The sequence below is a fragment of the bacterium (Candidatus Blackallbacteria) CG13_big_fil_rev_8_21_14_2_50_49_14 genome (genome assembly GCA_002783405.1).
Taxonomy (GTDB): Bacteria; Cyanobacteriota; Sericytochromatia; order UBA7694; family UBA7694.
The window spans coordinates 57,106-80,935 of record PFGG01000020.1; the positions used below are offsets into that span (position 1 = coordinate 57,106).

The 23,830-nt window shown below is 48.5% G+C and carries 23 protein-coding genes and 1 pseudogene (1 of these 24 cut by a window edge); 5 read left to right on the forward strand and 19 right to left on the reverse strand.

Annotation, left to right across the window (positions count from 1 at the left end; genetic code table 11):
* The 5 genes and pseudogenes from COW20_04345 to COW20_04365 form a co-directional block, all read right to left on the reverse strand.
* Positions 1 to 142: pseudogene (locus tag COW20_04345) on the reverse strand (translation initiation factor IF-2) (it extends 338 nt beyond the left edge of the window).
* Positions 143 to 375: 233 nt separating this feature from the next.
* A complete protein-coding gene (locus COW20_04350) occupies positions 376 to 1,323 on the reverse strand; it encodes a methionyl-tRNA formyltransferase (protein PIW49946.1) in 948 nt (315 codons plus the stop codon).
* 17 nt (positions 1,324 to 1,340) lie between these two features.
* Entirely contained in the window at positions 1,341 to 1,916 is a 576-nt protein-coding gene (def, locus tag COW20_04355) for a peptide deformylase (protein ID PIW49887.1), read from the reverse strand.
* Between the two features lie 91 nt (positions 1,917 to 2,007).
* Positions 2,008 to 2,505: a hypothetical protein gene (locus tag COW20_04360; protein ID PIW49888.1), complete on the reverse strand. Its 498-nt coding sequence runs from the start codon at positions 2,503 to 2,505 to the stop codon at positions 2,008 to 2,010.
* 78 nt (positions 2,506 to 2,583) lie between these two features.
* Complete coding sequence (locus COW20_04365; GenBank protein ID PIW49889.1) at positions 2,584 to 3,396, reverse strand: mechanosensitive ion channel protein MscS; 813 nt, start codon at positions 3,394 to 3,396, stop codon at positions 2,584 to 2,586.
* A gap of 173 nt (positions 3,397 to 3,569) precedes the next feature.
* On the opposite strand from COW20_04365, the gene COW20_04370 reads away from it, so the two are divergent.
* The 5 genes from COW20_04370 (at position 3,570) to COW20_04390 (ending at position 9,526) form a co-directional block, all read left to right on the forward strand.
* Positions 3,570 to 4,079: a hypothetical protein gene (locus tag COW20_04370; protein ID PIW49890.1), complete on the forward strand. Its 510-nt coding sequence runs from the start codon at positions 3,570 to 3,572 to the stop codon at positions 4,077 to 4,079.
* Positions 4,076 to 5,218, forward strand: a complete 1,143-nt coding sequence (locus tag COW20_04375; protein ID PIW49891.1) for a hypothetical protein — start codon at positions 4,076 to 4,078, stop codon at positions 5,216 to 5,218. The genes COW20_04370 and COW20_04375 overlap by 4 nt, the downstream gene beginning before the upstream one ends.
* 183 nt (positions 5,219 to 5,401) lie before the next feature.
* The gene (locus COW20_04380) at positions 5,402 to 5,626 is read left to right on the forward strand and encodes a hypothetical protein (GenBank protein ID PIW49892.1); all 225 of its coding nucleotides are present in this window, start codon (positions 5,402 to 5,404) and stop codon (positions 5,624 to 5,626) included.
* A gap of 24 nt (positions 5,627 to 5,650) precedes the next feature.
* Complete coding sequence (locus COW20_04385; GenBank protein ID PIW49893.1) at positions 5,651 to 5,959, forward strand: hypothetical protein; 309 nt, start codon at positions 5,651 to 5,653, stop codon at positions 5,957 to 5,959.
* A 387-nt stretch (positions 5,960 to 6,346) separates the two neighbouring features.
* Positions 6,347 to 9,526 carry a hypothetical protein gene (locus COW20_04390; GenBank protein ID PIW49894.1) on the forward strand — a complete coding sequence of 1,060 codons (3,180 nt, stop codon included), beginning with the start codon at positions 6,347 to 6,349 and terminating at the stop codon, positions 9,524 to 9,526.
* A gap of 363 nt (positions 9,527 to 9,889) precedes the next feature.
* Here COW20_04390 and COW20_04395 read toward each other — a convergent pair whose 3' ends face one another.
* From COW20_04395 to rpiB, 14 genes are all read right to left on the reverse strand, one after another.
* Positions 9,890 to 10,414 (reverse strand): hypothetical protein, encoded by a 525-nt coding sequence (locus COW20_04395; GenBank protein PIW49895.1) that lies wholly within the window; start codon positions 10,412 to 10,414, stop codon positions 9,890 to 9,892.
* Positions 10,414 to 10,854, reverse strand: a complete 441-nt coding sequence (atpC, locus tag COW20_04400; protein PIW49896.1) for an ATP synthase F1 subunit epsilon — start codon at positions 10,852 to 10,854, stop codon at positions 10,414 to 10,416. The genes COW20_04395 and atpC overlap by 1 nt, the downstream gene beginning before the upstream one ends.
* An 11-nt stretch (positions 10,855 to 10,865) precedes the next feature.
* Positions 10,866 to 12,281 carry a F0F1 ATP synthase subunit beta gene (atpD, locus tag COW20_04405; GenBank protein PIW49897.1) on the reverse strand — a complete coding sequence of 472 codons (1,416 nt, stop codon included), beginning with the start codon at positions 12,279 to 12,281 and terminating at the stop codon, positions 10,866 to 10,868.
* A 29-nt stretch (positions 12,282 to 12,310) separates the two neighbouring features.
* On the reverse strand, positions 12,311 to 13,180 hold the full coding sequence (locus COW20_04410; GenBank protein ID PIW49898.1) for a F0F1 ATP synthase subunit gamma: 870 nt from the start codon (positions 13,178 to 13,180) through the stop codon (positions 12,311 to 12,313).
* Positions 13,181 to 13,189: 9 nt separating this feature from the next.
* Positions 13,190 to 14,704, reverse strand: a complete 1,515-nt coding sequence (locus COW20_04415) for a F0F1 ATP synthase subunit alpha (GenBank protein ID PIW49899.1) — start codon at positions 14,702 to 14,704, stop codon at positions 13,190 to 13,192.
* 37 nt (positions 14,705 to 14,741) lie between these two features.
* Positions 14,742 to 15,275, reverse strand: a complete 534-nt coding sequence (locus tag COW20_04420; GenBank protein ID PIW49900.1) for a hypothetical protein — start codon at positions 15,273 to 15,275, stop codon at positions 14,742 to 14,744.
* Complete coding sequence (locus tag COW20_04425) at positions 15,272 to 15,760, reverse strand: hypothetical protein (GenBank protein PIW49901.1); 489 nt, start codon at positions 15,758 to 15,760, stop codon at positions 15,272 to 15,274. The genes COW20_04420 and COW20_04425 overlap by 4 nt, the downstream gene beginning before the upstream one ends.
* Positions 15,757 to 16,224, reverse strand: a complete 468-nt coding sequence (locus COW20_04430; GenBank protein PIW49902.1) for a hypothetical protein — start codon at positions 16,222 to 16,224, stop codon at positions 15,757 to 15,759. Before COW20_04430 ends, COW20_04425 begins: the two co-directional genes overlap by 4 nt.
* A 199-nt stretch (positions 16,225 to 16,423) precedes the next feature.
* On the reverse strand, positions 16,424 to 18,361 hold the full coding sequence (locus tag COW20_04435) for a hypothetical protein (protein ID PIW49903.1): 1,938 nt from the start codon (positions 18,359 to 18,361) through the stop codon (positions 16,424 to 16,426).
* Between the two features lie 144 nt (positions 18,362 to 18,505).
* A complete protein-coding gene (locus COW20_04440) occupies positions 18,506 to 20,443 on the reverse strand; it encodes a hypothetical protein (protein PIW49904.1) in 1,938 nt (645 codons plus the stop codon).
* A gap of 74 nt (positions 20,444 to 20,517) precedes the next feature.
* On the reverse strand, positions 20,518 to 21,294 hold the full coding sequence (locus COW20_04445) for a 23S rRNA (guanosine(2251)-2'-O)-methyltransferase RlmB (GenBank protein PIW49905.1): 777 nt from the start codon (positions 21,292 to 21,294) through the stop codon (positions 20,518 to 20,520).
* A complete protein-coding gene (locus tag COW20_04450; protein ID PIW49906.1) occupies positions 21,284 to 21,781 on the reverse strand; it encodes a hypothetical protein in 498 nt (165 codons plus the stop codon). Before COW20_04450 ends, COW20_04445 begins: the two co-directional genes overlap by 11 nt.
* Complete coding sequence (deoC, locus tag COW20_04455; protein ID PIW49947.1) at positions 21,781 to 22,464, reverse strand: deoxyribose-phosphate aldolase; 684 nt, start codon at positions 22,462 to 22,464, stop codon at positions 21,781 to 21,783. The genes COW20_04450 and deoC overlap by 1 nt, the downstream gene beginning before the upstream one ends.
* Before the next feature lie 720 nt (positions 22,465 to 23,184).
* Entirely contained in the window at positions 23,185 to 23,643 is a 459-nt protein-coding gene (rpiB, locus tag COW20_04460) for a ribose 5-phosphate isomerase B (protein PIW49907.1), read from the reverse strand.
* Positions 23,644 to 23,830 lie beyond the last annotated feature (187 nt).

A 23,830-nucleotide genomic window follows, 5' to 3' on the forward strand; every position in this document is an offset into this window, starting at 1 on the left:
GCGGGGGGTAATTGTTGTCGCGGTTATAGCCGCCTTCGCGTGGGCGGTAATTGTTATCGCGGTTATAGCCACCTTCGCGTGGGCGGTAATTGTTGTCGCGATTATAGCCGCCTTCACGGGGGCGATAATTGTTGTCCCGGTTATAGTTACCTTCACGGGGTGGATAATGAGGATCGGAAGACTCACGTTTGTATTGGGAATTGTCAGCGGATGAATAGGTTCGATAACCCTCTGAACGCGGGCTGGTTTGATTCTGATTTACTTCTTCTTGGGAGTCCTGATATCCGGATTCATTTTCAGACGAACGATCTTGGTATGACATGGCTTTCTCTCCGGGATTGGTAATACCATTATACCCTAAACAGTGAATATTAATCAGGCTTTGAGAGGAATCTGAACAGAGCCGCCCAAAGATTCGCCCAATACAACCCGCTGACCTCGGGCAAAATCACCCGCAGCCATTTCTTTGCTGTCTGCTGGATGTAGGCGCAAAATCTCAAGAACGCCATCTCCTGTTGCGATCAAAAGACTTTGTTTCTGAATCGCAAGAACCTGCCCTGGTAAAGCTTCACCGCAGGGGAAGTCTGAAAGTTTAACCGCTTTAATTTTGAGTGGGCGGTCTCTGAAAAACGTATAGGTTTCAGGCCAAGGTTTCAAACCGCGAACACGATCATAAAGTGATTTGGCAGAATCTTGCCAATTCAATAAACCATCTTCTTTTTTCAAGAGGGGAATGGTTGTAGCTTCCGCATGGTTTTGAGGTTCAGGTTGAAGCTCACCCTGAAAATAAAGCGGAAGCGTTTCAAGTAAAAGCTCTGCGCCTAAACGTGAAAGTTTTTCAGCCAGGCTCACCCCAGTATCCTCTGGGTCTATCGGGATCGCACGTTTTTGGAGCATATCCCCCGTATCCATGCCCACATCCATCAACATGGTGGTCACTCCCGTTTCTGTTTCACCATGTACAATGCTCCATTGAATCGGAGCAGAACCCCGATACTTGGGCAAAAGTGAAGCATGAACATTGATACAGGCACGCGCGGGCAAATCCAAAACCTCCTGGGGCAGGATTTTGCCGTAAGCCACGACCACAAAACAATCGGCTTCAGCTGCTTTCAATCGCTCAAGAACTTCCGGTTGATTGCGAATTTTAGCGGGCTGAAAAACGTCAAGCCCATGGGCAAGCGCCAATTGCTTAACAGGGGGAGGCGTCAAGACCTGTTTGCGTCCGACTGGTTTATCGGGCTGAGTGACCACCAAACGAATCGGATAGCCCGCCTCAATCAAGGCCTGTAAACAGGGAACCGCAAATTCTGGAGTTCCCATAAAAACGAGCGAAGGTTTCACGCCAGGGCGACCGCCGCTTCTTCCTCATCTTCTTCGTACTCATGTACAGCAGGCAATTCACCAATCAAGATTTTGTGAATCCGATCTTTCAAAAGCGGAATTTCACGCTGTAATACAAATTCATCCTCAACCCATTCGGTAAACAAAACACCATTGAGATGATCTATTTCATGCAAAAGCGCACGGGCCAAAAGCCCTTCTCCGGTCACAGTAATGGTCTCGCCTTGGAGGTTCATAGCACGAATCACGGCCTTTTCAGGACGCTTGACATCTGTCTGCAAATCAGGAAGGCTTAAACATCCCTCAGGCCCAATCTGCTCGCCTTCGGTGCTGACCACTTCTGGGTTAACCAGGAAATAGGGTTTATCCTGATATTCATCACCACAATCGACAATAACAAAGCGCTTGGAAACACCCACCTGAGGAGCCGCCAAACCCACACCATGATAATAGTACATGCTTTCAAGCATGTCTTCGGCCAATTTAATCAACTCCCGATCAATCCGTTTGATCGGTTTTGCGGGCCGGGTCAATACAGAGGAGCCATAATATTTGAGGTCAAGAATCGCCATCGCTGATATCCTACAATTTAGTCTGATTTAGGGCTATTATAGCATAAAGCGGTCTCTTTCCTGGAAGAGAACCGCTCTGAGAATCTATGCATTACTGACGTGGAAGCTGGCTCGCCAAAAGCGCTTCCAAGGGTTCCATTGGCATTACCAAACGAATTTCAACACTGCCATCCTCCTGGCGCTTGGGCTCGCCAACTTCTTGGGCCCCTTTGATCAAGCCTTCAATTTTCTTGCGCTCAACCAGATGTTCCTGTCCCCAGACATCCAAGGACATACCTGACTCCAGACGCAGTCCATAGACAACACCTGCCAAACGGCGCAAAGCATCCGCTTTAGCCGCCCGCAAGGCCAAGAGGTACTGCTGACTGCCCTCCGTTCCCTCTCTTCCAAGCCCTTTGCCCAAAGCATGGATTTCTCGTTTTTTCCAATCAATCCAAATGCCTGTCTGAGGTTTCAGACCCGCTTGAGAATCATGACTGCCGCTGGAATAAGCAGCATCAGAGTTGGAATCCTGAGCGGCATCCTGAGCAGCGGCACAGGCCACGCCCACACAGAGAAACAAACCCAAAGCAAGAACCCATTTTGACATTTTGCACACTCCCAGAAACTAAACTGATGATTTCACTCTATAGCTAAAGACCCGTTTTAAAACGAAAAGTTTCAAACCCTAAGCCTGATATTGGTATAAATGCACATCACGTTGAGGAAAGGGAATCTCAATACCTTCTTGATCAAAACGCTCTTTAATCGCCTGTGTCAAGTCAAAGCGCACATTCCAATATTCAGAGGTAGGCACCCAGGGCCTGACCACCAAATCAACGCTGCTATTGGCAAGATCGGCTACGCCCACGACAGGAATAGGTTCTTTTAAAATACGTGAATCAGCTTCAATCAATTCCCAGAGCACTTCTTTGGTGCGCTTTAAATCTGCGCGATAACTCACGTTGACCAAGAGATCAATCCTGCGATTGGTATTGCGTGAGAAATTGACGATCGTATCACCCAATAATTTGGCATTGGGCATGGCAATCCAACGGTTATCAGCGGTATTCAGCAAGGTGTGAAAGAGATTGATCTCGACAACACTGCCGCCGACTCCGCCCACTTCGACATATTCTCCGACCTTGAAAGGACGCAGAATCAAGAGGGAAATACCCGCAGCCACATTGTTAAGCGAATCTTTCAGAGCCAAGGCGACTGCCAGGCCAATGGTTCCCAAGAGCGCGAGCACAGAAGTCATGGGGACCCCCAAACTGTTCACAGCTGCCAAGGCCACCACAACCGTTAATACCACCCGCAACATATTGCCCGAAAAAGAAATAAAAGTGGGCTCCAATTGTGTTTTAGACAGCAAATCCTTGAGCAAATTTGCCAGACGTTTACTCAACCAGAGGCCAATCGCCAGAATTAAGAGTGCGCCGAAAAACCGGGCACCATAGCCCATGGCCATTTCATTGAATTTTTTTAAATAGGGTTCCATACAACCACCTTGTCTCGAAACTCGGATCGAATTGCACAACAGTATATCAGGTTAAACTGAAGCTCAGATTCTAAAAGGCCCCTCGAAATGCGTTGAGAATCACTGCCTTTCTCAGCTAAAATGCTACAATATCACACATGAGATTAAATGCTTTTCTATTATCAACAGCCCTGATGTTACAGATTTCTCCTGCAGCCCAAGCCATTATGGGGGAAGATTATCTCATGCTCAAAACCTATTATAATCACCCCCAAAAATATACAAAAGAACACGAAGCCCGACTCTTAAAGTATGCAAAACTCCGCGTAGAAATGCATCCAGCCTATGTGCATCTTTTTGCCAATAGCCAAGGCAAAATCAACAAACAGTACTGGTCAGCGGATGGAAGCCCCTGGAACCAAACCCAAGCAGATAAAATTCGAGATACAATTATGCAGCGTAGCCCCAGTGGCTTCAGCGCCTCTACTTTAGGTCAGACTTGGTTTTACAGTGATGGGGCCCGGGTTACTTATCGCATGTCAGGTGGGCGTGTTTTCAGTATTTTGGCTGTTGACAAGGACTTTTCTCCAGGAGATCAGGGACGTTTTCCTGAATGGTTTATTCCCCAAGCCCCAGGCATAGGATTGCAGATTCCACCACTCAAGCCACCGGGAACGCAGGTCAAGCCACCTCTACCCAGATGAAAAAAAGTTTACTGAGTTCACTTCTTTTGATTTTTGCTGTGCTTCCCGCCTCTGCAGAACAGGAATGCACAGGGATTTCAAGCTATTGGTTACTCAAAGCGGAAACACCCTCAGAACGAAGCCTACAAGCCCAAACCCTGAACAAACGACTGGCGCTAATTCACAACTGGCTGCCCACAAAAACACCTCTGCCACAGCTTATTTTTGATCCTGAGCAAAAGCTTGGCAAAATTTGTTTTCATCAAACCTATCCGCTTGAAAACCAGTTGGCCTTGATTCAAAAACGTATTTTTTTTGAAATTCGCCAGCCACTTAAAGGACACCCCGATCTTTGGGCTCATACGGGTCTTCAGGGTTCTATTATCGAAAAAATCACACTCCAACCAGACCAAACGCTTGAGATTCAACTTAAACCTGAAAGCGCTGAGGTGCTTGCGCGTCTGAGCGCAGGTTTACAGGAGCAAAGGCTGGGCCTCTTTTTAGATGATAAATTGCTCTTTGCCCCTCTGGTCAAAGAAATCATTCCCCACGGCAAATTTTTGATCTCTGGCAATTTTAAACGCCAGGAACTTGAACGTCTGGCACAGGAATTGGAACTCTCTCAAGAGCCACTTGAAGCTATCGAACTGCTCGCCATTCAGAACCGTGAACTCAGCCAGACCAGCTTGAGCAGACTGCCGGAACCTGCCCGTAAACTACTCGACAAACACTATCCTGGCTGGGCATTTCCCAATGCACTCAGCGCCATAGGTCAATCACAGTATTGGCAGGAAAAACCAGAGTTTACCCCTTTTCTGGTTCAGGCAGATTTTGATGGCAATCGCACCGAAGATCTCGCAGTTCAAATTCGTTACCCTGCTGGTTCAGAAGGCCCTCACGAAGCCATCTTAATGCTGCGTTTACTGCCCTCAGGACACTACCTGCCCGAAGTTTTACAGGAAGTGTCAGCAAAAGACATGAACCCTTGGGCCTCGGCTTCGCTTTGGCGTTATCCCTCGGGAACAGAAATGTATGATTTTAACCGCCAGGAAGCGTTTCAAACCACCTACGAGACCCTCAGTCTGAGCTTCTGGGGAAAAGCCGCAGTGGCCTGGATTTGGAATGGCAAGGGCTTTTCAGAAGTCATGATTGGAGACTAAAAAACCCCTGGCTTTTGTGCCAGGGGTTGAACAGGCTTATCCTGTTAAAAGCAAGCAGTCAAAGGGCTTACACCTCTCTGCTTCGACTTCTTCAGACTACATCATGCCATTGCCGTGCATCATGATCCGCTTTTCTACTCGCATCATATCACCGCTGTGATTGCCCCCCATCATGCCATGGGGATGCATCAAAGCCATGCCCATTTCCATCATTTCGCTGCCCATCATCATTTGATCGGCATTTTTATCTTTCATGGCTTTCATCATCATCTCATTGGCCATCGTCATCATCAAATGAGAAGAATTGGGCATCATGGCCATTTCTTTGTGACAGCCCTCTTGGTACATTTTTTGGGCATCTTTCATCATCTTCATCATTTTTTCCATATCAGCCATCTCTTTGTCTGAAACTTGGAGATCGCCGACCTTGGCATGCATGATTTTGTGTTTCATTTCTTCCATCATCATCTTCATGCCCTTCATGGTCATCTGATGCATCATCATGCCTTTTTTAAGCAGCTGGGCACCCTTCATCATCATTTTGGCGTCTTTTTTCTTTGCGCCTTCTTCAATCATCATATTGCCGGCCTTCATCATATCCATGGAACGGTCAGCATAATTCTTGGCATCCATCATCTGGGTTTCTGTCATTTTGGAATGCATCCCCATACCTTGGCCTTGCCCTCCATGATGGTCTGCAAAAGCAGGTTGAACACCTGTCAGCAGAGCACTTGCAGCTAAAATTGCAAAAAAAGTTTTATTCATGGTTCGAATCCTCCGAAAGAGTGGTTTATCTTTGAATTTCGACATTCTCGACAGAAGAACCCATAGGGCCTGCGAGATACCCACGACCTGTAGAAAAGCACTTTAGCGTAAGTGGTGCGCAGTGCCTTTGGCGCTCTAAAACATTCTCCCTGAAAAAAAGTTCTTCATCTCAGGGCCAGCTACCGTTCCAGAGTACAGGACCACATTTATGCGAGAGGCCTGTCAAAGCCCCTACCACTTGTTGGCAGGATAACACGAAAACAGACAATTGAAAAAATACAGCTTGAAAACCCTGGTGAAAAGCGCACTCCAACAAATAAGGTATAATCAGTAACAATGTCTTAGAAACCGCTGAGGCTCACGATGACTGAAAATCTTTCTGATCTGAATGCCGAACTTCACCAAGCCATCATTTTACAAAAAAACGATCGTGTCAAAGCTTTGCTCAAATTGGGAGCAAACCCCAATCTGGTTTACCAATCCCAGCCCCCCTTACACTGGGCCGCCTGTTACCCCAGCAAAGCCATCATCACCGAATTGCTGAATCAAGGCGCAGATATTGATATTCGCGATACGAATTATCAGGAAACAGCGCTGTTTAAAGCCCTGCGCTATGGCCAAAACGAAATTGCCCGGTTTTTACTCACTCAGGGAGCCAAAACCCAAATTAAAAATGCCTGGGGAGAAACGCCGCTGCACCTGGCTGCATCACGTCAAGATTTGGATTTAGTTCAAAACCTGCTGGGGGATGGCCGCCATATAAACCAACGTACCTATTTTGGTCAAACGCCCTTACACCAGACAGCCATGCAAGGCAGCCTGCAAATGGTTAAATTTCTGATTGAAAAAGGCGCCAATCCCAATAAAAAAAATAATCAGGGCCTAAATGCCCTGCTGTGTTCCGTCTTTCAAAGCAAGCCCGAGATATTTGCCTATCTACGCCCCCTGGTTCGACGCTATACCGCACAAACACGTCTACAAGCCCTCAAGCTTGCACTCCAATATTTGCGTGTGGAAATGGTGGCCTACCTGCTCAAACCTGAAGATCTCAAGACCCCACTGGGCCCTGAACACCCCCTTCTCTTGGCATTAAAGGCCGGGCATACTCCCCTGCTTGATCTGCTCAAAAAACAGGGAGCGGATCTCAATGCCTTTACTCCTCAGGCGGAAACACCCCTCCATTTAGCCACTGAAGCCAATTGGTTACTGGGTGTAGACTGGCTGCTGAAAAACGGAGCCAACCCACTGGCCCGCAATGCACAAGGGCAAACAGCCCTGGCCAAGGCCCTGCAGCAAGGAAATTTGCCCTTAAGCGAAAAGCTATTAAAAGGCTGGCAAAATCCTGATCTTTGTCTGGCTCCAGGTGAATCCAGCCTGGCTTTGGCAAAAAAAGCAGGGAGCCCCGAAATAGCCCGACTGCTGCTCATGGCTGGAGCCCAAATTCAAGGCGAATCAGCCAAAACCTGGGTGGATAACACTTTTTATCTGCAAAAATCCATGCGCTTGATGGTGGAGCCTGGCAGCAGTGAATTGCCCCTCTCCTTTCTGGTAGGACTGCAAAAAAATATTGAGAGCCTGGGATTTATCCTTTCTCCTGCCCTTGCAGAGCGGATCTTGACTCTTTCAGAAAGCAGCTTCAAGGCTTTCTATGTCGATTTGATTCCCCTGCTTCAAAAAGCGGTGGGGGCTCACAAAGTCTTTCAACCTATGTATCCCAATTTCCCAGATCAGGTTCAGAAAATGCCCGATTGGGAACTGCATTTCAATGCCCTGCGGCATTATTGGGGAGATGCCATCGGGCAGCGAATCATGCCGCATTATGCAAAGCAAGAACGCCCACCCCTGGCAGAGACTTCGGCATTTAAACAACTCGATCTGGGAAATGCAGAAGATTTCCTCCAAATTTTTGTGCGCCTGCAAAAGGCCAAAATTGCCCTCAGTCCAGAAGACAAACAACTCTTGGAGTGGTTTGTCTTCAGCCGCAGAGAAACCCTGTTCAAGCTGCTGGAAGCACAGATTCCCCTGCGCGAAAATGCCGCTTTGCTGGCAGCCGCTTTGCTCACCCATCTTCACGCACCTGAACAGGCGGTGGTTTATCTTACCAACAGCACCGATGTCTTACGGCTCGCCACCGTTCTGTCCAAGGGCGATGTGAGCTTAGCTGAAAAGACAAAGTTTATCAGTTTCTCAAAAGCCCAACGCCGATTTTTACTGGCTCAATTCGAGCGAATGCAAGATCTGACAGAAGCACTGCAAAAACGTCCTGAAATCTTCAAACGCCTGGCAGAGCGCCTGCATCCAGGTGAGTACGCAAAAGCCTATCCCCAAACCTTTGCCGCCTTTCAAGCCCTACGCCAGGGAAGAAAACAGCCCTGCTTTGGACGCGCACTTGAAATGGCCTTGGCTGAGAAAAATCTCGCTCAAGCGCTGAAAGTCTTAACACCCCGACCTGGTGAATTGGCCCGCCGCTTGGATCATCTTCTGCGCATCAGCCAAGATCCTGGGCCTGTTTTAAAACAGTTTGAGCATGCGGCCAAGGGGCTTCCCAGCGCACTTTTACTCCAAGTCATGGCCCATTTTGAGTTCCGCCCCCATCCCCCTGCGCTCAGGGTCTTTTTTCCCAAGGGCGAAGTCGCAAAATTGCATGCGCTTGATACGCTTTTGCCTCCCCTTTCTACTGCAGTTTGTGCAGAAGTGGTTCAAGCCTGTAAAAGTGCGCTTCTTGCGCAATACCAGCAAAGGCCCAGCCTGGGCAAAGTTTATCTCGATCCTCACTTGAAAAATTTCAAAGTGCCCTTCGCCCTGCGCTCAGCCTCAAAAGCCCTGCGTACCGTTGCGCGGGGCAGCCGTGTGCCCTTGGGGCCGGGTTCCACACTGCGCTTTTTTATTTGGTGGAAAGACGGAAAAAACCGTACGGATCTGGATTTAAGTGCCCTGGCACTGGATCAGGATTTTGCCTATCAAACCACGCTCTCCTACTATAATCTCAAGGAATTGGGGGGCTGCCACAGTGGGGATATCACCTCAGCCCCTGAGGGAGCCTCAGAATTCATTGATCTTGAAATTGAAACCTTCCTGAAAACAGGCTGTCGCTATGTCCTAATGGTGGTCAATTCATATACAGAGCAGCCCTATTGTGATTTACCCGAATGTTTTGCGGGGTTTATGCTGCGAACAGAACCCAATAGCGGAGAAATTTATGAACCCCGCACCGTGCTGAACAAATTTGATTTAAGCGCCAATACCAAAATCGCCCTGCCCCTGATCCTGGATCTTGAAAAACGGGAAATGATCTGGACTGATTTAGCGCTTAAAAAGAACCCCAACCACGTCAACAATGTGCACGGCAACCGTTCAAACCTGTCTTTGCTCTGTCAGGCCATGACAGAATTACAAAAGCCCTCTCTTTACCAGCTTTTGAATCTGCATATAGAGGCAAGGGGAGAAAGGGTGGCCACACGTGCAGAGGCAGAAACGATCTTTGCCTTGGATCAGGGCATCACGCCCTGGGATACGGATCAGTTAATCTCAGCGTTTCTTTAAAACGGCTGGTGTTTCAAGTCGACTTCCTTGGCAGGCATCTTAAGGCGACCCAGAATGCCAGGGTAGAAACCCCTTTGAACACATTTCCACACAAGCTGATAAAAACAGAAACAGGGCAAACAAAGCTTGTCTATTTCAACTTTCATTCTGAGGCACTGGTCTATTTCAGCTCCAACTTGACAGAGCAGCCTTAAAATCAGTAGGATAAGATCAAAGTTTCTTCAGCAAACAGAGGGCTATCAGGCAGCTTCCTTCACAAAAAACTTCCAATTTTTCTAGCGGCTTGGCTCTCCCTCTGTTTCCTGGAGAAAATCACTGGGCACCCTGCTCAGGTCAATGAAGGCATCAATGCTGAGCCCTGCCTTAGCGACAAGCGCCCAGTTGAGGGGCTTGCGCCGCACCTTTCAAAGCAACGCGCAGATAAGTCGTCTGATAATCACTCAGCACCGTCAGATAAAGCTCAGGATTCAAACCCATCCGGTATTCCTGGGTACGGCATTTTTTTTGAAATTGAAAAGCCCGCTTGACATCTGCAGGTGTAATTTGGGCCTTGCTCGCCAGCACCAAAAACCAGCGCAGTTCCTGATGTTCTACAAAACCAAACTGCTCATAGGCTTTGGGAATTTTGAGCAGCATCTGTTCAATTTTCTGGCCTGTGAGGCCAAATTCAATCTCTGCCACAACCCGGTTGGTTTGGGATTCATAGAGATAGAGATGGGGATCATCAAGGCTGACAGGTTGGCCTTTCCAGCCCAAAAGCGTATTGTAATTGCGCTCCAGAAAGGGTTTGAAACTTTGCATTGAAAAAGGAGTACCTACCTGGCTCCAGGCCAGAGAGGTACTCCCCCAGGCCAGACTGAATAAAATCAGGCTGGCTATCAATTTCATCAGATGCGACGGCGGGTCTGACGGTTCTTGAGCAGTTCAACCACGCGCAAGCGGGTGGCCGCTCTTTGCAAAGCAGCCAAAGAATCAGCCGTAGACAAAGCCTTTTCACCGGCTTTTTCCATCATGCTGGACTCAGCACGCTTCAATGAATCTTTTGCTCGGAATTCGTCAATATCTGCCGCATGTTCCGCACTTTCAGTCAGAATCGTAGCGTGGTTATGGTGAAACTCCAGAATTCCACCCATGGTGGTAATAAAATCACGCTCACCCGAGCGCTGGTATTCCACAAAACCCACGTCAATTTTCATGAAGACGGGAACGTGACCCGGCAAAACACCGATCGAACCTTCAGGCCCCATAATTGAGAGAAACTCGACAGGCGAACTGAAAATGGGTCCACTCGGCGTGATCACATCCAGTTGAATTTCACGTTTAGACATCTTAAACCGCCTTACAGACTCTTGGCTTTTTCACGTGCTTCTTCAATGGTTCCCACCATATAGAAAGCCTGCTCAGGCAGGTCGTCGTGCTTGCCTTCCAGAATTTCCTTGAAGCTGCGAACCGTGTCTTCGAGTTTGACATAGGCACCAGGGAAACCTGTAAAGATTTCTGCAACGTGGAAAGGTTGGCTCAAGAATTTCTGAAGTTTACGGGCACGGGCCACAGCCAGTTTGTCTTCTTCAGAAAGCTCTTCCATCCCCAGAATCGCAATAATATCCTGCAATTCTTTATAGCGCTGCAGAACCTGCTGAACACCACGGGCGGTATTGTAGTGATCTTCACCCAATACTTCAGACTTCAGAATCTGAGAAGTGGAGTCCAGGGGATCCACGGCGGGATAAATTCCCAACTCAGAAATCTTACGTGAAAGTACAGTGGTGGCACCCAAGTGCGCGAAAGTGGTAGCAGGGGCGGGGTCAGTCAAGTCATCCGCAGGAACGTATACGGCTTGAATCGAGGTAATTGAACCCGATTTGGTAGAGGTAATCCGCTCTTGCAGGGCTCCCATTTCAGTTGCCAGTGTGGGTTGGTATCCTACCGCTGAAGGCATACGGCCCAAAAGCGCAGAGACTTCAGAACCTGCTTGGGTGAAACGGAAAATATTGTCTACGAAGAGCAATACGTCCTGATTTTGGACATCACGGAAATACTCAGCAACTGTCAGACCACTCAGCGCAACGCGCATACGGGCTCCGGGAGGCTCGTTCATCTGACCGTAAACCAGGGCCACCTTGTCGAGAACGTTGGAGTCCTTAAATTCATGGTAAAGATCGTTTCCTTCACGGGTGCGTTCGCCTACACCGGCGAATACAGAGACCCCACCGTGCTGTTTGGCGATATTGTGAATCAATTCCTGAATCAATACGGTTTTGCCTACACCGGCCCCGCCGAAAAGACCGATTTTACCGCCTTTGGGATAGGGAGCGAGCAAATCGATAACTTTAATACCGGTTTCAAAGACCTCAGGTTCAACGGTCAGATCGACCATATCGGGGGCATCGCGGTGGATCGAGGAAGTGGTTTCCGCTGAAATCGGACCCGCTTCATCCACAGGCTCACCAATCACGTTCATGATCCGGCCCAGGGTCGCATCCCCTACGGGAACTGAAATGGGGTGTCCTGTATCGTGTACCTTCATGCCACGTTGCAGACCATCGGTAGAAGACATGGCAACCGTACGTACGCCATTGTCACCCAAATGTTGCTGCACTTCGGTAATCAAATCAGATTCGCCATTGCCACGCACAATACGCAGGGCGGAATAAATTTCGGGCAGGTCTCCACCGGCAAAAGAGACGTCTACAACGGGGCCCATGATCTGAGAAATCGTGCCGATTCTTTCAGTTTTGACTGCAGTGTCTGTCATAACTTCTTATCCTTTTTATGCTTCGTAGTTTACTTAGAGAGGGCTTCAGCGCCGCCCACCACCTCGAGAATTTCCTTGGTGATATAAGCCTGACGCACCTTGTTATAGAGCAAGGTCAAGTCGGCCAGCAAGTCATCCGCATTCTTGGTCGCTGAATCCATCGCGGTCATACGGGCAGCCAGTTCACTGGCAGAGCTTTCCAGCAATGCACGGTAAATCTGACGTCCTACATAACGGGGCAAGATACTCTGCAACAAGGTCAGAGGATCTGGCTCATAGAGATACTCTCCTTTGACAGGAGGTAAATCTTCAGGAGGCACCACAGGCAAAAGCTCAAGGGCCGTGGGCTGGTACTGCAGCATGGAAACAAAATGGGTATAAAGCAAAACCACCTTATCCACCTTCTGCTCAACAAAAGCAGAAGTTACGGCTTCCATCAGCATTTCAGCCTCTGTATAAGTCGGAACGGCGGGCAATTGGCTGTAACGGCCTAAAATTTCAAACTCACCACGACGGAAGAATGAAATGGCTTTATTTCCCACCAACCAGGCCTTGGGGGTTTGGCCCGCAGCACTGATTTCCTGCATCTGCTGCAGAGCAAAACGGAACATATTCGAGTTATAGCCTCCGCAAAGCCCCTTATCAGCAGTCACAATCAGAAGTCCTACATTTTTGACTTCACGGTGTTCCAAAAGAGGCTCGTTCAAATCTTCATCGGCCATTTTATCAGCCACAAACTGAAAGATTTCTTTCAGTTTCTGGGCGTAAGGTCGGGTCGCCATGACCCGTTCCTGAGCACGTTTCACCTTTGCAGCCGCCACCATTTTCATGGCTTTGGTAATCTGCTGGGTTCCCTTCAGGCTTTTGATTCGGTTGCGTATATCGCGTGTACTGGGCATTTTTAAATCCTACTTCTTAAACACGCTGGATTTAAAGGCACCGATCACCTGCTTGATTTTGGCTTCGGTATCATCAGTCAACTGACCGGTTTCAGAAATCGTGGTTTCAAGATCGGGATGAGAAGTATCCAGATAGGCAAAGAGTTCCTTACGGAAACGCTGCAAATCTTTCACATCGATATCGCTGACCAGACCGCCCGTGACCATATAAATCTGAAGCACCATTTTGCCCAGAGAGAACGGAGCGTTTACAGGCTGTTTCAGGGTTTCAGTCAAACGTTGACCTTGGGCCAACTGATCTTGGGTGGCCTTATCCAAATCGGAAGCAAACTGGGCAAAAGCTGCCAGTTCACGGAACTGAGCCAATTCCAAACGCATCTTACCCGCAATCTTTTTCATGGCTTTGGTTTGGGCTGCGCCCCCTACACGGGAAACGGAAATCCCGGAGTTGATCGCAGGACGCACACCGGCGTTGAAAAGGTCGGTTTCCAAGAAAATCTGACCATCGGTAATTGAAATAACGTTGGTGGGAATATACGCAGTCACGTCATTCGCCTGGGTTTCAACAATCGGCAGAGCGGTTAAAGAACCGGCACCCATCGCATCGCTCAATTTGGCGGCGCGTTCCAGCAAACGGGAGTGAAGATAGAATACGTCACCGGGATAGGCTTCACGGCCAGGAGGACGGCGCATCAGCAGCGACATTTCACGGTAAGCCCAAGCCTGTTTGGTGAGGTCATCGTAGACCGCCAAAACGTGCTGGCCTTTGTACATAAAATACTCACCCATGGCACAACCGGCATAGGGAGCCAGGAACTGCAAAGCTGGAGCCGCGTTGGCAGGCGCAGAAACCACGATGGTATAGGACATGGCATCATGATCTTCGAGAATCTTGACCACGTTGGCTACGGTAGAAGCCTTCTGACCGATGGCAACATAAACGCAAAGGCAGTTCAAACCTTTTTGGTTGATAATTGCGTCAATCGCAACAGAGGTTTTACCTGTCTGACGGTCCCCAATGATCAACTCGCGCTGACCACGGCCAATGGGGGTCATGGCGTCAATCGCGGTTAAGCCTGTCTGCAGGGGTTCATGAACAGATTTACGTTGAATAATCCCAGGGGCGGGAGATTCTACCAGACGGGTGCCGCTGGCAGCAATCGGGCCTTTGCCATCGAGGGGGTTGCCCAAGGGGTCAACCACACGGCCCAACAGGGCTTCACCGACGGGAACTTCAACCACGCGACCGGTGGTTTTAACAGTATCCCCTTCTTTGATGGTGCGGCCATTGCCGAAAATTACGGCGCCGACACTGTCTTCCTCAAGGTTAAATACCATTCCGACAATGCCATTGCCAAAGTCAAGCAGTTCGCCCGCTTTCGCAGCTTCCAGGCCATAAATACGGGCAATCCCGTCACCTACGCTCAATACGGTTCCGGTTGAGGTATCGGTTAATTCACGTTCATATTTTTTAATTTGTTCTTTGAGAATACTGGTAATCTCATCAGGTTGAATGCTCAGCATAGGATCTCCTTGGTGTTCATTTTCGTTCGTACGTGTACTAGGCCAGCGTCTGCGCGAGCCCAGCAAGTTGGGTTTTGAGCGAGCCATCGATCATGCGATCTCCGATTTTAATACGCACTCCGCCCAAAATAGAGGGATCGGTTTCACAGCGCATTTCAACGGTTTGACCCAGATAGGCTTCCAGTTCTTTTTTGAGAATCTTCTCGGTTTTGTCTACCAGTGGAACAGCGGTAATCACCTCTGTCACCACTTTTTTGTGCAACTGATTGAGCAGGCGCTGATATTCATCAGCAATTTCTGCCAGATAGTTTTCACGCTTTTTATCTACCAAAAGGAAAAGAAAATGAAGCATTTCAGCAGGGACTTTGGCGGCGAAAAGATTTTTCAGCACAGCGTGCTTATCCGCTTTTTTGATCACAGGATGCAAGAGAATGCGACTTAAATCAACATTTTCTTGAATCAAAGCCACAATCTCATGCAAGGTTGCGCCAAATTCATCTTCTTTTTTCAATTCATGCGCCAAGCCAAACAAGGCCTCTGCATAGCGCTCAGAAATGACTTTCTGCTTCATGATTTAAACTCCTTGAAATCCTTGAGCGAGAAGGCAAAGCTCTCAACAAGGCTGGCATGACCTGATTTATCAAGTCGCTCGGAAGCCAACTCCTGGGCTGCCAGCGTGACTTGGTTCACCAATTCAGCACGCAGACGCAGTTTCAGGTTATGAAACTCCTGGTCAATCTGACGGTCAACGCGCACGCGCAAAGCCTCGATCTCACGGGTGGTATCTTCTTTGATTTTACGGGCCGCAGCTTCGCCACGAACTTCCGCTTCCTGGCGGATATCAGCGATTTGCGCTTCTACTTCCGCCATTTTGTGGGTGTGAGACTCTAACTCACGGTTGATATCCGCCAAACTCTTTTCGGCTTCTTCAACGGTACGGGAAATGCTCTCTTGCTTTTTATCCATGGCCTCAGAAAAACGAGGCACCACAAATTTCATAAGCAAAAATAAGAGAATTCCGAAATTCAGTAAAGAACAGATGATCAGGATTATCATGAGCCAATACTCGCTTCATGCTTGGTTTCAAGGCTGGTCAGCCGGGTAAAGATGGCATCAGCCAGTACACTGACTTCTTTGCCAAGCGCATCACGAAGCGAATTTTCCTGAGCCGTAATCTGCTCACGGGCTTCATTCATGCGCGCATCCATTTCAGCGCTGATCTTGCTCATCTGAGCTTCACGTTCCTGTGTGGCAGCAGCCACTTTGGAAGAGACCAATTCAAAGGCCTCTTGGCGGGCAGAATCTAATTTCTGCTGATAACCTTCACGCATGGTTTTCAATTCATGCATGCGACTATCTGCGGATTTGCGCGCACTGTCGACAGCTTCACGACGTTCATTCTGAATACGAATAATCGGCTGAAAAAAGATTAAGTTAAGAATAGCTAATAAAAAGACAAAATTAAATGCCTGGATTAAGATTGTTGCATCGAATTCAACCACGTATGATCTACTCCAAATCTGCTACAGTTGTTGATGGTGAATTATAACACCCTTTATCCGGGATCAGCCAGAGAATGAAAGCGTGAGTCTCAGGCTTGGCATAAATTCTTTGCTTCAGATTCCATAAAAAAAAAGACTGGATTCAAATTTGAATTCAATCTTTTTTTTCTGAAAGTGTCAAAAGCCAGCAAAAAATAAACCGGCTATCAAGCGCTCTTTATCTAAAAAGTGTATTAATATCATCCACAATCGCATTGTGGGTACTGATAATTTTAGAAATCGCAGCAAAGACTTTCTGCGCCAAGCCCAACATCGGCACGTATTCAGTCAGTGAAGCGGTTGAGGTTTCAAGTGAAGATTGCACCACCCGTGAAGATTGACGCTCTTGCCAAAGATTTTTAATCTCAACAGCAGCATTTTTCAAAACACCTACACTGAACAAATCACCCGCTCTGAGCTGGTTGTATTTGCCTTTGAGATCAAAGGTCATGTCATGAACCTGAAGCTCATTGAACTGGTTGCGAACACTCAAATAGCCGCTGAGGTCGTCACCCGCACCGCCCAAATCAAAGGTTGCGAGCGTGCCATTGACAGAAAAAGTAACGACCTTTTCAGCACTCAAAGAGACAGCAATTCTGGCAGTATTTGGCAATGCCGACAAAGCAGCTCCAGAGCCAACGGTAGCAATCACAGGCATGGCCACAGGGCCAGCGATCTGAAAAGAGGTAGCAGGGGGATTGTAGCCATCGGCCTGCTGAAAGAGGCGCACGGTACCCGCAACAGGATCATAACGCAGGCTGAAACCACCCGAGCGTAAATCATGGGAATCTTTTTGACCAAAACCAATCACAATTTGAGAACCTGCTTCATTGGAGACCTTTACATTCATCTCCATTTCAAACTGCGTGGTCTGGCGACTTTCGCCCAAGACCATACCGGCAGAACCTGTAATGTTTTGAGACCGGATAAAGCCATTGACCTTGTCATGAAAATAGGTGGGTACGGGGGTAATCAATTGGCTGATGGGCATCGCCGTGGTATAGGTTCCCCCGCCAATATCCAGCACATCAAATTTGGCATTGGTGCTGTTATCAATATCCCGTCCACTCTCTAAAAGGGTTTCAAGAACCCCATTGCCATTGGTATCGTTAATGGGGTTTGAAGCTTTGTTAAAGTCGATTTGGAAAAACCGACGCAAGGCATTGCCATTCGCTCCACCCAATATAATATTGGTATTGTCACCCACCGCAATCTGTTCATTGCGAATCACCAAATGGTCGGCCACCTGATCAAAATAGGCACTGACGCGCCCCCCAACCGTGGCTCCATAGGCATTGATCGCAGTCACAATATGGTCGATCGAATTGGTGGTGGGGTTAAATTGTGTCCCCACCCCCAACGGGTTGAAGAGATTAAAATTAAAAAGCCCATTCACACCCAAATCAATCGAAAAATCAGTATTGGTCCCCACAGGAGAGGGAGGAACCGTGACAAAATTGGGGTCATTGACCGAAGCCAGGATATCGGGGTCATCGTAAATATAAGTCACCCCATCGGTGGTCGATTCAAAGGAGTTTTGCACCCGCAAAGGCAGATCACCATCCACCTGAAAAACCGTAGAGCCATATTGAGACATCAAAAGTCCGTCACGATTGGCCACACTGACCAACATAAAAGATTTATCGCCATGTTTCAGCAATTCTTTTGAATAGCCATCAACACTGAAAATATCGGAACGATCTGAAACATCTTTGCGAATAAACTCTTCACCACTTGAAACCACTTTCAAGCCCGCGCTGTTGACCAGAAAACCGTTCTGATCCCAGTGAAACTCACCATCTCGGCTTAAAAAGTAGCGTCCAAAATTATCCGCCAAGACGAAAAAGCCTTCACCTTGAATCGCAAAATGAGAAGAAGATTCAGAATTAACAATCGAGCCCTGGCCCCATTCAATCGTCGTGGCCTGAACTGAGAGGGTAGAAGGAGGAGCGTCGAGAACTTTATTGGTAGTGGTTAACTGACCCAAGCCATCTGACAGACTGATACGGGTAGGCTTAAAACCCGTACGCGAAGTACCTTCCATATTCGAGTTAATCATGCCGATCCAGGAGTTGACCGCAAGCAGTGAATTGACGCCAATTTTATCAAGAGACATGTGTGTTGCCTTTCAAATACTGAAAATAGGAGCAGAAAAACCCTAGTATCATTTTAGCGTTTCGCACCTGATAGAAGTTGATTACTTATCAGGAATTTAAACACAAAAAAAAAACAAATGCAATTTTTAACAAAAATTTAAAATCTATCTCAACAAGGAATTCAGGTCATCGATCATTGCATTATGCGTAGAAATCACCTTCGAAATCGAAGCAAAAACTTTTTGTGCCAAGGCCAACATCGGCACATATTCCGTCAAAGAAGCCGTGGAGGTTTCCAAAGAAGATTGAACCACCCGTGTACGCTGACGTTCCTGCCAACGCTCCACGATTTCGACATTGGCAATATTGGTTTGGCTCATACTGACGATGTCTCCGGTGCGAGAGACATTATAGGGTTGATGAAAATCGGCCTGTAAATTGTAGATCTGCATGACATTGGCCGTGTTGCGAATGGTAAGATAGCCCCCAATATCATCGGCAGCCCCCGAAAGATCAAAAACAGCGGTATTGCCATTCATACTGACTGTTAAAATATGCTCCGGGCTCATCGAAAAAACCAGCCGTCGCAGGGGGTCTGCAGCTGTAGGGGGAGAACCCGCTGAAGCCATCGGAGGCAGGGCCAGAGTTTGCAAAACAATACTGGTACCATTGGCATCTTTTGGGTTTTCAAGCAAGGTAAGCGTACCCACCGAAGTATCATAGACCACACGAAAACCCGTAGAAAAAAGCTGGTGGGGATCATTCTGACCAAAACTGAAGGTCAGAAATCCGGCCGAAGCCTTCATATCCAAAATCACATCAAACTGATTGGTCTCCTGAGACTCACCAATCACCATCGCGCCACGGCCCGCCACCGAAGCATCCGACTGCAAAAAACCATTGGCTTTGTCATGAAAATAAGTCGCAGGAAAACGGGGAGACTGACTGAGAGATTGGATACTGGCATTTACATCTGCGGCAACCAAATCCAGGGCCAAGCGTTTGGCACTGTTATCAATATCTTTATCACTCTGCATCATCGATTCAAGGTTGCCATCCAGATCAGCATCATCGATGGGATTGGTTGCCAGGTTTTGGCCAATTTGAAAAAATTTGCGCAAAGGTGTGGCATTGGGGCCATAAAAAGCAATCTGCGTATTGACTACCCCACCGCCTATATTTTGCTCATTGCGAATAATCAACTGATCGGTATTGGGGTCAAAAGCAGCAGAAACTCTTCCGCCAACAGTGGCTCCATAGGTATTAATCGCATTCAAAATATGTTGAATCGTATTGGTGGCCGGATTAAAATCCAAAGGCGTGGCACTGGGAAAAGGGCCACCCGCCAAAGGGTTATAATCGCGAAAATTCATAAAGCCATTGTCGCCAAAATCAATCGAAAAATCCGTATTGGAACCCGCTGGGAAGGGGGGAATCGTGACAAATCCCGGCGCATCTACAGAGGGCAATTGATCGGGGTCATCATAGAGCAGGGTCAGTCCATCGGTGGTTTCGGTCATGTCGTTGCGAATCCGCAGGGGCAATTGGCCATCAATCGAAAAGACGGTCGATCCATACTGGCTCATCTGCAGGCCATCACGATTCGCTACATCCACAATCAAAAGTGATTTATCGCCATAGCGCAGCAGCTCCTGAGAAGCCCCATCCGGTTGAAAAAGATCTGAACGGTCCTGTTTGGCCAGGCGGATAAAATCCTGCCCGCTGGAAATCACTTTTAAGCCCGCACTGTTGGTCAAATAGCCATTGCCATCCCAATGAAACTCACCATCTCGTGTCAGATAATAACGGCCAAACTGATCCGCCACCACAAAAAATCCTTCACCCTGTAAAGCAAAATGACTGGATTGTTCAGAATTGACGATCGCACCCTGGCCCCATTCCAAAGAGGTGGCCTGTACATTCAGGGTTGAGGGGGGAGATTCAACCCCTCTTACAGCAGTTAACTGCCCCAAACCATCGGAAAGAATCGGACGCACGGTTTTAAAACCTGTACGAGAGGCCCCTTGAAGGTTGGAATTGATTAAGCCTATCCAGGAGTTAACCGCTAAAAGCGAGCGAACACCTACCTGGGAGAGCGACATACATCACCTGCCTGCAAAAATTCAATATTTTATAATATTAGTCAAGGAGCGAAAATAAAGCAATCCAGTTTGGCTCAGGCTTTTGCCGCACGCAGACGTTGGCGAACCACTTCATACATGGCCAGGGAAGCAGCAACCGAAGCATTCAAGGAGCGATCCCCCTGCATGGGGATATGCACAAGACGATCACAATGATTGCCCACATTGGGCCTTAAGCCTTTGTGCTCACTGCCCACCACCAAAGCCACGGGTCCGGTCAAATCCGCGTCAAAATAACTTTCTTTGGCATCAAGCGCAAAGCCTGTACTCCAGATATTCAGTTCCTGTAAATCTTCAAGCGCCCGACTGAGGTTGGTGACCTGCACCACGGGAATATTTTCAATTGCGCCAGCAGAGGCCTTGGCAACCCCCTCGGTCAAACCCGCTCCCCCGTGCCGGGGAATAACCACCCCATCTGCGCCTGCGGCTTCTGCGGTTCGCAAAATGGCGCCCAGATTGTGAGGGTCCTGAACTTGGTCGAGCAGAATGACAAAGGGATCTCCGTCTTTGTCTTTCAAGAGCTGACAAAAGGCTTCCCAATCGAGATATTCATAAGACCCTGTGTCCGCCACAATGCCCTGGGCCTGAACGCCCGGACACAATTTTTGAATTTTTTCAGGGGGCACCACCTGCACCGGCGTACTGCGCTCACGGGCTAAAATCTGAAATTCTTTGAGCATGCGGGGCTCAAGATTATTGGCCAACCAAAGTTTATAAACTGGCCGCTCACTTTTTAAAGCTGAACGAACAGGGTGCTTGCCATAAATACGTGAAATCTGGGCTTCATTTGTTTCATTCTCTTCATACGTCATCTTCAAGCGGCTCCAATTCTACCAAAACCTGGCCAGTACTGACTGAATCACCCGCTGCACAGTGAATTTTCATCACCCGTGCAGCAAAAGGCGTCATCAAAGCAGTCTCCATTTTCATAGACTCCAAAATCACGGCAGAAACACCGGCCTCAAGTGTTTGCCCCTCTTCAACCTGAACCTGAAGCACCTTGCCCGTGAGCGGGGCTTCCAAATGATTAGAAACCGGATCTTCGGGCTGATGTGCTGAAGCCTTTTTCTGACGTTCGAGCAGATAGGTCTGGCCTTGAAAGCTCAAGAGCAGATGATTGCCTTCTTGTACGGCATGCACCAACGAAACCTGACTGCCCTGGCGAACCAAAAAGGTCCCGGCCTCTAATTCCTGAACCGACACCGTCTGTGATTCTGCCTCAGCGCTAAAGAGAAACTGCTGATCCTGCCACTTGCCATCCAAGTCATAGAGACTGTGGTGGTGTTTAAAGACAGGCATTAATACTTGCCCCCGCCACTGGCTTTGGTGCCCGTTGCAATCGCAATACTGGCACTGGCGCCAATTCGGGTCGCTCCGGCCTGAACCATTTTAATCGCGGTTTCACGATCGCGAATGCCACCCGAAGCTTTGACTTCCATATCGGGTCGAATCGTTCTGCGCATCAGGGCCACATCCTGCTCGGTCGCACCGCCTGGGCCAAAACCTGTTGAGGTTTTGACAAAATGGGCACCGGCCTTTTCAGAAAGCTGGCAGGCAATGACTTTTTCTGAATCACTCAGCAGTGCGGTTTCAAAGATCACCTTAACCGTATTGCCTGAAGCAGCCTGAACCACTGCACGAATATCTTCTTCGACCAACTTCTCTTTGCCACTCTTGAGGGCCCCCACATTGATGACCATGTCAATTTCCTGAGCACCATTGGCTACCGCATGTCGGGTTTCATCGGCTTTGGTCTGGGAATCAGTCGCACCCAAGGGGAAACCGATCACTGTACAGACCTTAACAGGCGTGCCTTTCAGCAATTGTGCACAGAGCGAAACCCAGGTCGGGTTCACACAGACCGAAGCAAAACTGTATTCTTTGGCTTCGGCACAGAGCTGTCGCACCTGGGCTTCGGTAGCTTCAGCTTTCAAGAGGGTATGATCGATCAAGGGGGCCAAATCAGCGGGAACCGGATGCATTCCCAAACTGGTTGCCACACGCTGGGCTCCGGCCTGAACCAGACTACGCACCCGGTCTGTACAGGCCGTCGCACAATTTCCATGCAATTCACAGCCTTGGCAATTGGCGGGTAAAGCAGGAGCGGCCTTCACACCTGCACCGGCAAGCGGCTGAGAAATATTCAAGGGCAAAGGAGGCAAAGGCAAAATATGTTCAAGATCGGTCAGACGTCCCAATTTAACACCCAGGGTGCTCAATTTTTTGCCCAAATCAGCCTCATGCTCCAACAGAAAATCGTCAAGCAACAAAGCTGTCTTGCTGCGGCTCAGGGCCTCGACCACCAAAGCAGAAACAAGATTTTCACGGTTCATGCGGCTGATCTGCTGCATCAAGGTTCGGTTGGCCCCAACAATCGCCACACGGTCGACACTGTCGAGCAGGGCTTTGGCCTGGCCAGGACGGGCTTCAGGCGAAACAAAGCTCACTTCCAAGCCCTGGGCCGCAAAGGGCGCTCCGGTCCACAGGCCCTGGGCCCATTTGGGTGCCAAAAGCTGTAAGTGGGCACGGGATTTCCATTTTCCCAATTTGGCCAGAACAGGTTGCAGATCCAGATCTGATCGGGAAAAAACGATCAGCACCCGGCTGTAGGGAATCGCAGGAGAATGAGGAGCCTGCCCCAGATAGAGTTCTGCGAGCAATTCACGGGTTACTTCTTCAGCAATTTTTTCAATATTCATAGTTTATTTCCCGAATCCATAAATTTGCTTTTCAAGATGAAGAATTTTGTCGATTCGTTTCTGATGGCGCTGTTCAAAACTTGTCTCGAGCCAGACTTTCACGATTTCCTGGGCCAATCCGGGCCCAACCACCTGTGAACCCAGGGTCAAAATATTGGCCTGGTTGTGCGCACGGCTGTTGCGCGCCATATAAATATCATTGCAGTTTCCAGCCCGCACACCCGGCAGTTTATTCGCGACAATCGCACTGCCAATGCCTGCACCATCTACAATAATGCCCAAAGGGAATTGCCCCTCGGCCACGGCCGCTGCCACCAGAAAGGCGAAATCCGGATAATCTACCGCCTCGGTACTGTGCGTGCCAAAATCTACCACTTCATAATGAAAGGTATCTTTAATATATTGCTTGAGTTTTTCTTTCAGTTCGTAACCGCCATGGTCACTGCCAATTGCCAGTTTCATGCTCTGTAACCTGCGCTTGAGATAGGCGGGCCAGACCCGGCCTGCCGCAGGGTATCTTAGCACGGAACCGGGCTTGCGTCACGCTCCCGGCATCAAAACCAAGTTTGGAAAAACTTGAAAGCATCGATCCTGAAATTTTGAAAACTTATCGCTTGAAAGCGATAAAATAAGCTAGCATAATTGAATA